Here is a 13,385-nt window from a genome sequence, read left to right as displayed (position 1 = left end):
TTTTCCAGGGACTGACTTATGCGCGCCCTTCTCGTTGTCCTGATCATGCTGATTTGCCCTGCATCCTACTCGGCTCAGCTGGGTTTTCCGGTACTACCGGGTGGTGCCTTGGCCTACAAGAAGGTCGAGAGTATTCGCGAACGACGCTTCAGCAACCTGATCGAACAGAAAACTGATTTCAGCTGCGGTGCTGCATCGCTGGCGACCATTCTTTATCAGGGTTATCGCTTTGATATCGACGAACAAACCGTGATTGAAGGGATGCTCCAACAAGCAGACCTCGACCTTGTTCGCAGCCAGGGTTTCTCGATGCTCGACATGAAGCGTTATGTAGAAGCCATTGGCTTACGCGCTCGCGGTTATCGCATTCCTGCTGAGCAACTTGAGCAAATTAAAATACCGGTGGTGGTTTTACTGGATGTACGCGGCTACAAGCATTTTGTAGTGCTGCAGAAAACCGAAGGCAATTGGGCCTACATCGGCGACCCGGTATTGGGTCACAAACGCTACAAACTGGATGAATTCAAAGAAGGTTGGAACGGTATTGTTTTCGCAGTGATTGGAGCTGGCTATGACCGCACCAATCCTTTAACAGAGCCGCCGCAGCCACTCACTGCGCGCAATCGCCTTGACCGCTTCAAGCCAGTAAATGATGCCGAGTTGATGGAGTTCGGTTTTATACAAAGTGACTTCTTTTAATGGAGCACGACATGAAGACTCAACTGTTTATGGCAACCTTTTGCCTTGTTGCCAGCCTGCCAATCCACGCCACAGGGCTCTTTGTCCCTGCAGAGCTGAGTGACCAGGAATTATCGCAACTGCGTGGCCGCTATGTACTGCCAGGGCGAATTGTTAATTTTGGTGTAACCATGGCCAGCACATGGCAAAACGCAAGCGGCCAGGTGCTGGGTGCCAAGGTCAATATGCAAATCCAGCAAAACATGCCCAAGCCAGTGTTCAACATCACTACCTTCAACGAAGGTAACAGTGATGCAGCTGCCGCGACTATCGCCTCTGGAATTGGAAATTCGCCAGCCACACCCAGTACGCCTACTCAAGGAACCGGCCAGCTAAGCGGCGGCAACAGCCTCAATGAGGTTCAGGGCGTTGTGCAATCAACTCGCTCAGCGGGTGATTTAAACACCAGCTACAACAACCTGAATATTGATGTCACCCATGGCAACAAGGCACCCGCAGTGATGCCTAGCTCACAGATAGTCAGCAATGTGCAACAGACCAGCGACATCGGCACTGTGAAAGTCAGCCCTATGGGCGGCGGCCTGCAACTGGCAATCGATGCCAATGGCCAGGGTGCGAGCCTGCAACAGCTCGGCGCTGGCGGCGCAGTGCAACGTACCGATATTTCTGGTTCACGGAACATCGTCACCAATTTCGCTGCGCTCAACGTCATGCTCAAAGAAAACATGCCGACGGCGAATGGTTTGAACTGCAACTGGAACCAACTTAACAATTTGCGTCCAACAGGGCTGTAAATATGGTCTAGGCTGGATTTGTTACTGACCTGAAACGGATGTCTTACCATGCCGAAGCACGTGTCTCTATGCTTGGTTATGTGTGCGACTAGCGTACTTGCTGCCCCCTCTTTGATGGCCGCTACCGACGCTGAAGTAGACGCATTAAAACAACAACTAGAATTACTCAAGCAACACTATGACGCACAACAAAAAGCTTTAATGGTACTTGAGCAAAGGCTCAAACAAGTTGAATCGCAGCCCGTGCAAAAACCACTGGTGCGCCCTATTCCTCCGACCGGTCGCAGCGAGACTGTGGCCAAGGCAGACAATAAAGCTGGAGAAGCGGGTTATGGCACCAGCCTGCAGGATGATGCCGCTCCCGCACGCAGCGTTGAGAATATCTACAACGAAGCCAGCGGATTTTTTGGCACGGGCACATTCAGCTTTGAAACAGGCCTGACTTACAGCCACTATGACAGCAGGCAATTGTTCCTCAATGGCTTCTTGGCTCTGGACACCATTTTTCTCGGCAATATTGGTGTCGACCAAATCAACTCTGACTCTTTAACCCTCGACTTGACTGGGCGTTACAACTGGCGCGACCGCTGGCAATTCGACCTGAACGTGCCTGTGGTGTACCGCGAGACCACATTTGAATCAGCTGGTGCAGGCGGATCAAGTACGTCTATCTCAGAAGAAACCGTAACCCGCGACCCAGAAATCGGTGATATCAGTGCCGGTATCGCTTATAAATTCCTGACTGAAACTGAAAGCCGGCCAGATGCGGTTCTGAGCCTGCGAGTCAAGGCACCAACAGGTAAAGACCCATACGGTATCAAGCTGCAACAGGTGCCTGGCAACGACAACCTAACCGTTCCGGAAGAGCTGCCTACAGGCAATGGCGTGTGGTCAGTCACTCCGGGCATATCACTGGTTAAAACCGTCGATCCAGCGGTGCTCTTTGGCAACCTGTCATACACCTACAACCTTGAAGAAGATTACAGCGACATCAGCTCAACCCGTGGGGTTAAACAACCGGGTACGGTGCAGTTGGGAAACTGGTTCCAGTTCGGCTTGGGCATGGCCTTTGCGCTGAACGAACGCATGAGCTTATCAATGTCCTACTCACAACTGCTCTCGCAGAAAAGCAAAGTCAAAGCTGAAGGTCAAAGCTTTCAATCAGTACCCAGTAGTGATGCCAATGCGGCGTATTACAACATCGGCATGACCTACGCAGTTGACCAAAACTTGAGCATCGTACCCAACCTCTCAATCGGCCTGACGCCTGATGCACCCGACTTCACGTTCAGCGTCCGCTTCCCTTATTACTTCTAACTAAAACTTATCCACAAGCGTGACCGGAATCTTTTCCGGGCACGCCTGTGCGACTAATATGCGGTAACTAGGTACACGGGCGAGGCGGTCGTGGATACACAAGGGATGCTCTGGGGATTGTTGTTTGGCTCAATCGGGCTGGGCTTTTTTATCTACGGCCGCAAGAACAGCAAAACCATGCCGTTTGTTTGCGGGCTAGGGTTGATGGTATTCCCTTATTTTATTAGCAATAACTGGCTGATGGTCGTGATCGGGCTCGCGCTGATGGCCCTGCCATACTTTGTCAGGCTTTAAGCGCAGGCCAGCTCAACGAATCTGATGCTTGTGCAGCAAGCGGTAAAATGTCGGCCGGGAAATGCCCAGGCCGCGCGCCGCTTGACTGCAGTTTTCCGGATACTTCGCCATGGCATCATTGAGCGCCTGAATCTCGGCTCGACGCTTGTAATCCTCCAGCGTGCCAAGCTGATCCATCAGCATGTTGCGTTGCTCAAGGCCAAGATCCTTGGCTTCTATCTGACGCCCTTCGGCCAGCACCAACCCTCGCCGGACTCGGTTCGCCAGTTCACGAACATTCCCCGGCCACCTGTGCTCAGTCAGCTGCTTCATTGCATCTTCACTGAAGCGCTTAGCCCGCCGACCTGTTTCAGCGCAATACAAGTTGGCAAAGTAGTTGGCCAACAGGGGAATGTCCGCCATACGTTCATGCAAAGCAGCCGTTTGCACCTGCAGTACATTGAGGCGGTAATAGAGATCTTCACGGAAGCTGCCAATATCGATCGCTGCTTCAAGGTCGATATGAGTTGCGGCCAAAACCCGGACATCAACAGATATAGGCTGGCTGCCACCCACGCGCTCGATTTGTTTCTCTTGCAGAAAGCGCAGCAAGTTTGCTTGTAATTCGAGGGGTAAATCGCCAATTTCATCGAGAAACAGAGTGCCACCGTCCGCCGATTCAATCCGACCGATTTTGCGTTGATGTGCGCCCGTAAACGCCCCTTTCTCATGACCAAATAGCTCAGACTGAATAAGGTGCTCAGGAATGGCTCCGCAGTTGATCGCAATAAAGGGTTTACCGGCTCGATTGGAGCGACGATGCAAAGTCCTTGCAACCAACTCTTTACCCGTACCGCTTTCCCCGCGAATCAATACGGGCGAATGGGTTGGTGCCAGTTTAGCCAGCAACTTACGCAGGTCTCGAATGGGTTTGCTCTGCCCCAGCAACTCATTTTCATGATCAACTATGATGCCGCTTTTGCGACCCCGTAACCTTGCCATACCATAGGCTCGGCCCAAGGTGACATGGACCCGGGACACGTCAAACGGCAAGGTGTGATAGTCAAAAAACCACTCACCGACAAACTCACCAATGGCATTAACCGAAGACAACAAATCAGGACTGAGCACTGCAATCCACTCAGTACCGCTTCGGCTTAAAAGTTGTTTGACCGCCGCCGGGCGACGCAGGTGCGATTCATTAAGCCGGATTAATCCGACATCACAACTACGCTCTTCCGCATGCTCAAGCATGCACCCTTCAACAGTCCACCCTGCCTCCCGAAGACTCGGTAACAGCGTGCGGCAATCATCACAAGGGTCTACAACTAAAAGGCGCCGTGGTGTACTCGTATCATTTAGCATAACTTTCCTTGACGCCAGAAAATTAACGTTTTTAATCAATGAGTTAGGCGCGAGTACAATTACCCTAGCAACGCTTTTGATGTCGGCTTGGAACAAATCACACTAAGGCGCTAGCGCTAAATAACTAGCAGATCAAAAACAGGGGGTTTAGCCCCTAACCCCCTGAAAAATCCTGCTATTTATGTGACACAGTTCCGCTAAGCCAAACCTTCAGCCAAGCCTCAATCGGCGCAAAACTTTAACTAGGCATCCAGCCTGATCAACTGACCCTAAGCCCCCTCAAGCCGATGAAAGCTTGGGCGAAGGTTATCCACAGCCCGTCGATAACCTCGCAGGTTTATCTGGCATGACGATCGGCACCACCGTTTACAAAGCAGCACCATCGGCTGGAGTTATATCAGGCTGATCGAAAGCAGTGAAAATGGCATCTACTGCTCACCGCGACGACAAAAAAGCATCACGCAGTCGCCCCGTATTCACGCCGATACTGAGTTTCACACCACTCAAAAGCCACGACTGAAACCTTATCCCAAGTGCCCAACGAGCTTAATCGTTGAGTGGGTCGATTCCGCACTGAGTAACCGCAGCGGTGAACAGCGGCTCGGATTACAAGCGCAGTCACTTGCACCTCACCCGCGCTAATCAAGCGCCTTGTTCAGCCCAGATATTCTGCTCTACCGTCGGCTGTTTAACGGATGCTAAACGTCGCAAGCTTGCTGCATTGTTTAATCGAGAAATCTGAACGCCGAAAATATCCACCAGACCTCAGCTATCACCGCCACAACTGCGAAACACAGGTGAAACAGCCTGTGCTTAACGCATGCAGCGACGATGCATAAGCTGCAGAGGCTGACCTGACGAAAAGGGTAGATAACCCCAAGCGCTAGGAAGTGCTCCATGCCTTTCATCATGGAGTCAAACATATCCATGATGAAAATTGAGCCAAGTAACGCGTAGAACCATCGTTGGCGCGAATGGAAATAATCTGCAAAGCCTAAGTACTCGCCCATGTGATCGGGAAATAGCAATGCAGAGGTGAAAAATATAAGCGCGGCATAGCCAAGAACGAAGAAATACTCCTCGAACTCCCAGTGTTCAACCCGGAACAGTGCGAATTCGAACCACCAGAAATGGATAACGAACAGTAAAAGAAAAGCGGTCCAGACAAGGTGCGGTAGATAAATCTGATGGAGCTCAGGGTGTTGGACGAATCTAGAAAGTCCGCTTAACAAGCGGGTGACGCTAAGACCCGTGACGACGCCAACCACGATGCGCACATGGACAAATGCTTGGGGATCAACAGCTGTCATTTCGCTGAGAGGCATCAAGCACTCCGGTCGTTGCGCTACTGTTCACTGCTATCAACGCTGGCCCCAGCATCAAAAAAGAAGCAAGTGAGGTGTTCTCGCAGCGTAGTTCAAAACCGACAGGTCGCTATGAAGCCTGTTGCGCTAAATTCTGGCTTGAGCAAAGAGCCCTATCCAACCCAGACTGGCCTACTGCTTAGCCAAGCGCGAAACTCAGGGCATGTGGATAAGTGAAGTTATCCACAGTGTAAATTCAATTTTGGCTGGAAAACCCACGAGAGTTTTCCGGCTGGTATTCGCGTTTTTACTCAACAGTCACGGACTTGGCCAAGTTACGTGGCTGGTCGACATCGGTGCCTTTGAGCACGGCAACGTAGTACGACAACAGTTGCAGCGGGATGGTGTAGAGGATCGGGGCCAGGGCGTCGTGGATGTGTGGCATGTTCACAACGTGGGTGCCTTCGCCGTTGCTCATTCCAGCTTTTTCATCGGCAAAGACAATCAACTCGCCGCCACGTGCTCGAACTTCCTGAAGGTTTGACTTGAGTTTCTCCAGCAGTTCGTTATTTGGTGCCACCGTGACCACAGGCATATCCGCATCTACCAAAGCCAATGGGCCGTGCTTGAGTTCGCCTGCTGGATACGCCTCAGCGTGAATGTAAGAAATCTCTTTGAGCTTCAATGCCCCTTCCATTGCGACCGGGTACTGCGCACCGCGACCCAGGAACAATGTGTGGTGCTTTTCGGCAAAGTGCTCGGAGACTTTCTCAACCACGGCGTCCATGGCCAATGCTTCACCCAAGCGGGTTGGCAGGCGGCGCAGTTCAGCAACTAGCTCGGCTTCTAGCTTGGCATCCAAGGTGCCACGTACGCGGCCCATGGCCAATGTCAGCAGCATCAGCGCGACCAACTGCGTGGTAAAGGCTTTGGTTGAAGCCACACCAATCTCGGGGCCAGCCAAGGTCAGCAAGGTCAGATCAGATTCGCGTACCAGTGAGCTGATGCCGACGTTACAAATTGCCAAGCTGGCCAGATAACCGCCTTGTTCAGGCGACAGGTGTTTGGCATTGCGCAGTGCCGCCAAGGTGTCAGCCGTTTCACCCGACTGCGAGATGCTGACAAACAGGGTGTCGGGCTGCACCACAACCTTGCGGTAACGGAACTCGCTGGCCACCTCGATCTGGCACGGAATACCGGCCAATTCTTCGAGCCAATAACGCGCCACCATACCGGCGTGATAGCTGGTACCGCAGGCGACGATTTGAATGTTTTTAACCTTGGCGAAAATGTCCGCAGCTTGCGGGCCAAAGGCTTGTACCAATACATGGTCTTCAGCCAGGCGGCCTTCCAAGGTACGCTGCACAACAGCTGGCTGCTCGTGGATTTCCTTGAGCATGAAGTGGCGATATTCGCCTTTATCAGCGGCCTCAGCACCTTCGTGATACTGCACCTGCTCACGTTTTACTGCTTGGCCGTCAACGTCCCAAATTTGCACTTCATCACGTTGAATCTCAGCGATATCGCCTTCTTCCAAGTACATGAAGCGGTCAGTCACTTGGCGCAGCGCCAATTGGTCAGAAGCCAGGAAGTTCTCACCAATGCCCAAGCCAATCACCAACGGGCTGCCACTACGGGCAGCAACAATGCGATCGGGTTGTTTGGCACTCATAACTGCCAAACCATAAGCACCGTGCAGTTGCTTGACCGCAAGTTTCAGCGCAGCCGTGAGGTCAGGTTCGGTCTTCATGGTGTGATCAAGCAAATGCACAATCACTTCGGTGTCAGTGTCCGAGCTAAAGCTGTAACCCAAGCCTTTCAGTTGGTCACGCAGGGCATCGTGATTTTCAATAATGCCGTTGTGCACAACGGCGAGCTGCTGACCGGAGAAATGAGGGTGTGCATTACGCTCACTCGGCGCACCGTGAGTTGCCCAGCGAGTATGGGCAATACCAACACGACCCGGCAGAGGCTCAGCCTTCAATGCCGCTTCAAGTTCACTGACTTTACCCACACGGCGGCGGCGATCAAGCTCGCCCGCTTCGTTCAGCAGTGCTACACCGGCGCTGTCATAACCGCGGTATTCGAGGCGCTTGAGGCCTTCAACCAGCACAGCGGTGATATTACGTTCAGCTACGGCACCGACGATTCCACACATAATTGTCTCCTTACGGCTCAATACTCGCGCAGATCAATTTGATCCCGCACGAAAGCAATTGGTCTCGAGCGTCTTGATTCAGGCGCTCATCAGTAATCAGGGTATGTACACGGGCCCAAGGCAATTCAAGGTTGGGAATCTTGCGGCCAATCTTGTCGCTCTCAACCATCACTATTACTTCGCGGGCTACCTCGGCCATGACTTGGCTCAAGCCCAGCAATTCATTGAATGTGGTTGTGCCGCGGGCCAAATCGATGCCATCGGCACCGATAAACAGCTGGTCAAAGTCGTATGAACGCAGCACCTGCTCGGCAACCTGGCCTTGGAAGGACTCAGAATGCGGGTCCCAAGTGCCGCCGGTCATCAACAGGACCGGCTCATGCTCCAATTCGCGCAATGCGTTTGCCACGTTCAGCGAATTAGTCATCACCACCAGACCCGGCTTACGGCCGAGCTCAGGAATCATTGCGGCGGTCGTGGTGCCGCTGTCGATGATAATTCGGGCGTGCTCGCGAATGCACTTAACCCCGGCACGGGCGATGGCCAACTTATAGCTCGATATCGGTTGGCTGACATCGACCATCAATTCTTGCGGCAACTGCACCGCACCACCGTATCGACGCAGTAATAGGCCGTTCTTTTCCAACGCGGCCAAGTCTTTACGAATGGTGACTTCAGAGGTCGAAAAGCGTTTGGCCAGTTCGTCCACGCTCACTTCACCCTGCTCGGTGAGCAAGGCAAGAATGGAATGACGACGCTGCGGGGTGTTGCGTTTCGACATGCTCTAAGTTTCGATTCGAAAGATAACGAAGGCAATCAAAACCTAATGAAGCTTTTAGGTCAAGCAAAACCACAAAAGGCCGCCAAACGGCAGCCCTTTGTTATGTTATCCACAGCCGAAACGAAACATAGTCGGACACCCGCTATTGAGAGGGTGAGTTAATCCCAATCCCGGTTCAGCTTGTAGATCAACTGGACGTGCGGATCATTCAAGCTCTCGTAACTGATACCTTCTTTATCAAGTCCATCAAGTCCCTCAATACCGCCAATGATTAAGGGCCACTCATCACGTCTCGTTATGCTAATGACATAAGGTGTCAGGTAGTTGTCAAGGTGGCCTTTACTTGGCTCGCGAATTTCGTCGCTAAGTGCCTGCAGATAGTCGCGTTTGTGAGTCCTCGACCAATCGATTGCGAATCCGGCTCGGTAACATAACTCCATGAATACCAGCAGAAGAGTTCGACCATTGCCGTCTAAAAAAGGATGTGCAAACGCCAGTTGGCCCATCACTTCGCCAAGCTTAATTTTGAACCTGTTCTTGTCTTTCGCGAGGTCGAAAGCATAATCGATAGCATGCCTGATGAGCTCGGGGCGTTCGAAGACGATGCTGTAAGGATCATTATCTGAACCCTTAAACACAGCTAGATGCGGAACTAGCTCATTTCTGTCTTTTCCCGCCCAAGGGTAAAACCCACTAAACAGAATCTTGTGGACCTCAAGCACGGCGTTGTAATTGAGAGATTTGCTTTTGGCTAGGTATGCCAAGGCCTCATCGATACTCAGCTCGAAGGCGAAATGCTCAGACTGTTTAACATCAGATGGACTTTTAAGGCCTTGAAAATTTTGCAAGTAGCCGGCAATTTCGAAATCGCCAAAAGGATCGAAACTCATGCGCTGAGCTTCTTGTTCAAACTCCTCTTTTCTATGAGGTAGCGTCCTTGAAGCGAAAGCGTTTCCCGTTTAGTCAAAACGCCTTTCCTGTTCAGGTTAATCAGCAACTGCTCTATGTAATCAAGCTCAACATCATCACCAGCAAGGCGAGTAATGTTCGAGGCCATGCGGCTCATTCCATCGCGCTCAGCGGTGACCTGGTGAACCTGAGCAAGCATGCGCACCTGTTCTTCGACACTAACAGTGGTGGTCTTGGTCATTAAAAGCCCTCCATTCACACCTCAATATAGCATCGCAGCCTATCCAGTGGTGCCAGAGCCTAATCTGCCAATGTAGCGGCAGAGTTCAGGCATGTGAATAGTCTGTTGTCCCTATAACAGACCATTCCAAGCAGATCGCTTGCTAGACAGTGTTGGTCAGCGAAGCAGCTCGATTTACTTCTTCGTCGGGCGCTTCCAGCCTTCGATATTGCGCTGCTTTGCACGGCCCACGGCTAAGTTATCCACAGGCACGTCGCTGGTGATAACCGAACCGGCACCCGTGGTGACACGATCCCCAAGGTTGACCGGTGCAACCAGCGCGCTGTTTGAGCCGATAAACACATCTTCACCGAGCACGGTTCGGTGTTTATTCACGCCATCGTAGTTACAGGTGATGGTGCCAGCACCAATATTAGTGCGCGCACCGACTTCAGCATCGCCCAAGTAGCTAAGGTGGCCAGCTTTAGCGCCTTCGCCCAGCACTGCGTTTTTCAACTCGACAAAGTTACCCACATGGGCTTTTTTGCCCAACACTGTACCCGGACGCAAACGTGCAAATGGGCCGCAATCTGCACCTTCGCCCACTTCAGCGCCATCGAGGTGGCTGTTGGCTTTGATGATTGCGCCTTTACGCAGCACGCTGTTTTTGATGATGCAGTTAGCGCCGATCTCAACGTTATCTTCGATCAGCACGTTGCCTTCGAGGATGACGTTGATGTCGATCATCACATCACGGCCCACGGTGACTTCGCCGCGCTGATCAAAGCGCGCAGGGTCACGCAGGGTCACGCCTTGGGTCATCAGCGCCCGAGCAGCGCGCTGCTGATAATGACGCTCAAGTTCGGCGAGTTGACGACGATCATTGGCGCCCTGTACTTCCATGGCGTCCAGCGGTTGCTCAGTGGCCACCACCAAACCGTCTGCGACCGCCATGGCGATTACGTCTGTCAGGTAATACTCGCCTTGAGCGTTGCTATTAGACAGACGTCCCAGCCAATCGCCCAGCTTGGTCGCTGGTACAGCGAGAATACCGGTGTTGCCTTCGTTGATAAGGCGCTGCGATTCGCTGGCATCTTTGTGCTCAACGATCGCTTCAACCTCGCCTGCTGCGTTGCGCACGATACGGCCATAGCCAGTTGGGTCATCGAGGCTAACAGTGAGCAGGCCGAGTTGCTGGTCATTGACCTGAAGCAGCAGGCGCTCAAGGGTGCTCTTCTCAATCAGCGGCACATCGCCGTAGAGAATCAGCACGCGATCGCTGGTCAAGGCAGGCAATGCTTGGGCGACGGCGTGACCGGTCCCCAGTTGTTCGGTCTGCATCACGAAGTTCAGATCATCTGCCGCGAGGCGTTCACGTACCGTATCGGCACCATGACCAATGACCACATGGATGCCTTGGGGGTTGAGTTCACGGGCGATGTCGATAACGTGACCGAGCATCGACTTGCCAGCAACCGGGTGCAGCACTTTAGGCAAAGCAGAACGCATGCGAGTGCCCTGACCTGCTGCAAGAATGACGATATCAAGTGACATAACGAAAGCTACCATTGGTTAAAGACGGAATTCCTTTCCATACACTGCATTGCGCAGTTTTTGGCGCAGCAAAGAAAAAGGGTAGCCTAGGCTACCCTTTTACTTATCTGCAAAAAAGTCTGACTGCGATTAGCCGCCGAACTTCTTACGCAATTGCTGGACCGTGCGCAGCTGAGCTGCCGCCTCGGCCAAACGAGCAGCAGCTGAGCCGTAATCGAACTCGGCACCTTGCTCGTGCAACGCTTTCTCAGCAGCCTTGACGGCTTCCTGAGCAGACGCTTCGTCAAGATCAGCAGCGCGCTGCACGGTGTCGGCCAAAACCTTAACCATGTTTGGCTGCACTTCAAGGAAGCCGCCAGAGATGTAGAACACCTCAGCTTCGCCGCCTTGCTTGATCAAGCGGATTGGACCCGGCTTCAGGTCAGTCAGTAAGGGCGCGTGGCCTGGAGTGATACCAATATCACCCAAGTTGCCGTGCGCAATTACCATCTCGACCAGTCCGGAAAACATCTCCGCTTCTGCGCTGACGATATCGCAATGGACTGTCATAGCCATAACCTTGCCTCAGTTTACAGCCTGGGTTTTATCCACAAGCTGATGCGCCCGTTGCCAGGCGCATAGGGTGATTACAGTTTCTTACCTTTCTCGACCGCTTCTTCAATGCTGCCGACCATGTAGAACGCTTGCTCTGGCAAGTGATCGTAGTCGCCCTTGAGGATGCCGCTGAAGCCTGCGATGGTGTCTTTCAGGGAAACGTATTTGCCTGGAGAACCGGTGAAGACTTCGGCCACGAAGAATGGCTGAGACAGGAAGCGCTGAATCTTACGAGCGCGGGATACCAACTGCTTATCGGCTTCGGACAATTCGTCCATACCCAGAATAGCGATGATGTCCTTCAGCTCTTTGTAACGCTGCAGTACGTACTGAACGCCACGCGCAGTGTCGTAGTGCTCCTGACCAATCACCTGCGGATCGAGCTGGCGAGAGGTGGAGTCCAACGGGTCAACTGCTGGGTAGATACCCAACGAAGCGATGTCACGGGACAATACGACGGTTGCGTCCAAGTGGGCGAAGGTGGTCGCCGGGGACGGGTCAGTCAAGTCATCCGCTGGTACGTATACGGCTTGGATCGAAGTAATCGAACCGGTCTTGGTCGAAGTAATACGCTCTTGCAGAACGCCCATTTCTTCGGCCAAAGTCGGCTGATAACCTACTGCCGACGGCATACGGCCGAGCAGTGCGGATACTTCAGTACCGGCCAAGGTGTAACGGTAGATGTTGTCCACGAAGAACAGAACATCACGGCCTTCATCACGGAACTTCTCAGCCATGGTCAGACCAGTCAACGCTACGCGCAGACGGTTGCCCGGCGGCTCGTTCATCTGACCGTAGACCAAGGCTACTTTGTCGAGAACGTTAGAATCCTTCATCTCGTGGTAGAAGTCGTTACCCTCACGAGTACGCTCACCCACACCGGCGAACACGGAATAACCGCTGTGCTCGATGGCGATGTTACGGATCAGTTCCATCATGTTTACGGTTTTACCAACACCGGCACCACCGAACAGACCAACCTTACCGCCTTTAGCAAACGGGCAGATCAGGTCGATAACCTTGATGCCTGTTTCCAGCAGTTCGTTGCTGCCCGCTTGTTCAGCGTAAGTTGGCGCAGGACGGTGAATGCCCCAACGCTCTTCTTCGCCAATCGGGCCAGCTTCGTCGATTGGGTTGCCCAGTACGTCCATGATACGGCCCAGGGTTTTAACCCCAACCGGTACCTGGATGTTTGTACCTGTGCTGTCAACGTCCAGGCCACGCTTGAGGCCTTCGGTCGAACCCATTGCAATTGTACGAACCACGCCGTCGCCCAGCTGCTGCTGAACTTCGAGGGTGGTTTCAGCGCCGACTACTTTCAACGCTTCATAAACACTCGGCACATGATCACGCGGGAATTCCACGTCGATAACGGCGCCGATGATTTGAACGATACGTCCGCTACTCATCTTTGGTT

The 13,385-nt window shown here is 52.8% G+C and carries 13 protein-coding genes; 4 read left to right on the top strand and 9 right to left on the bottom strand.

Annotated elements, in window-relative coordinates; genetic code table 11:
• The first annotated feature begins 18 nt into the window (after nucleotides 1-18).
• The 4 genes from ACIGCM_RS16920 to ACIGCM_RS16905 all read left to right on the top strand — a co-directional run bounded on the left by ACIGCM_RS16920 (nucleotide 19) and on the right by ACIGCM_RS16905 (nucleotide 3,104).
• Entirely contained in the window at nucleotides 19-699 is a 681-nt protein-coding gene (locus ACIGCM_RS16920) for a C39 family peptidase (protein ID WP_397503226.1), read from the top strand.
• A gap of 11 nt (nucleotides 700-710) precedes the next feature.
• A complete protein-coding gene (locus tag ACIGCM_RS16915) occupies nucleotides 711-1,493 on the top strand; it encodes a hypothetical protein (protein ID WP_397503225.1) in 783 nt (260 codons plus the stop codon).
• Between the two features lie 48 nt (nucleotides 1,494-1,541).
• Complete coding sequence (locus ACIGCM_RS16910) at nucleotides 1,542-2,810, top strand: transporter (protein ID WP_397503224.1); 1,269 nt, start codon at nucleotides 1,542-1,544, stop codon at nucleotides 2,808-2,810.
• Nucleotides 2,811-2,900: 90 nt separating this feature from the next.
• Nucleotides 2,901-3,104: a hypothetical protein gene (locus ACIGCM_RS16905; RefSeq protein WP_397503223.1), complete on the top strand. Its 204-nt coding sequence runs from the start codon at nucleotides 2,901-2,903 to the stop codon at nucleotides 3,102-3,104.
• A gap of 12 nt (nucleotides 3,105-3,116) precedes the next feature.
• Here ACIGCM_RS16905 and ACIGCM_RS16900 read toward each other — a convergent pair whose 3' ends face one another.
• The 9 genes from ACIGCM_RS16900 to atpD all read right to left on the bottom strand — a co-directional run bounded on the left by ACIGCM_RS16900 (nucleotide 3,117) and on the right by atpD (nucleotide 13,377).
• Entirely contained in the window at nucleotides 3,117-4,448 is a 1,332-nt protein-coding gene (locus ACIGCM_RS16900; protein WP_397503222.1) for a sigma 54-interacting transcriptional regulator, read from the bottom strand.
• Between the two features lie 725 nt (nucleotides 4,449-5,173).
• Nucleotides 5,174-5,773, bottom strand: coding sequence for a hypothetical protein (locus ACIGCM_RS16895; protein WP_397503221.1), 600 nt, complete (start codon nucleotides 5,771-5,773; stop codon nucleotides 5,174-5,176).
• 286 nt (nucleotides 5,774-6,059) lie between these two features.
• Nucleotides 6,060-7,910, bottom strand: coding sequence for a glutamine--fructose-6-phosphate transaminase (isomerizing) (gene glmS, locus ACIGCM_RS16890; RefSeq protein ID WP_397503220.1), 1,851 nt, complete (start codon nucleotides 7,908-7,910; stop codon nucleotides 6,060-6,062).
• Between the two features lie 10 nt (nucleotides 7,911-7,920).
• Complete coding sequence (locus tag ACIGCM_RS16885; protein WP_397503219.1) at nucleotides 7,921-8,691, bottom strand: DeoR/GlpR family DNA-binding transcription regulator; 771 nt, start codon at nucleotides 8,689-8,691, stop codon at nucleotides 7,921-7,923.
• 158 nt (nucleotides 8,692-8,849) lie between these two features.
• Nucleotides 8,850-9,581 (bottom strand): Fic family protein, encoded by a 732-nt coding sequence (locus tag ACIGCM_RS16880; RefSeq protein ID WP_397503218.1) that lies wholly within the window; start codon nucleotides 9,579-9,581, stop codon nucleotides 8,850-8,852.
• Nucleotides 9,578-9,841 (bottom strand): hypothetical protein, encoded by a 264-nt coding sequence (locus tag ACIGCM_RS16875; protein WP_397503217.1) that lies wholly within the window; start codon nucleotides 9,839-9,841, stop codon nucleotides 9,578-9,580. The genes ACIGCM_RS16880 and ACIGCM_RS16875 overlap by 4 nt, the downstream gene beginning before the upstream one ends.
• A 174-nt stretch (nucleotides 9,842-10,015) precedes the next feature.
• The gene (gene glmU, locus ACIGCM_RS16870; RefSeq protein WP_397503216.1) at nucleotides 10,016-11,374 is read right to left on the bottom strand and encodes a bifunctional UDP-N-acetylglucosamine diphosphorylase/glucosamine-1-phosphate N-acetyltransferase GlmU; all 1,359 of its coding nucleotides are present in this window, start codon (nucleotides 11,372-11,374) and stop codon (nucleotides 10,016-10,018) included.
• Between the two features lie 129 nt (nucleotides 11,375-11,503).
• Entirely contained in the window at nucleotides 11,504-11,929 is a 426-nt protein-coding gene (locus ACIGCM_RS16865; RefSeq protein ID WP_339489115.1) for a F0F1 ATP synthase subunit epsilon, read from the bottom strand.
• Between the two features lie 71 nt (nucleotides 11,930-12,000).
• A complete protein-coding gene (gene atpD / locus ACIGCM_RS16860) occupies nucleotides 12,001-13,377 on the bottom strand; it encodes a F0F1 ATP synthase subunit beta (protein ID WP_397503215.1) in 1,377 nt (458 codons plus the stop codon).
• Between the last annotated feature and the right edge of the window lie 8 nt (nucleotides 13,378-13,385).

The organism is Pseudomonas sp. NPDC078700, from assembly GCF_044542375.1.
Taxonomy (GTDB): domain Bacteria; phylum Pseudomonadota; class Gammaproteobacteria; order Pseudomonadales; family Pseudomonadaceae; genus Aquipseudomonas.
This window is presented reverse-complemented; position numbering and strand designations above follow the sequence as displayed.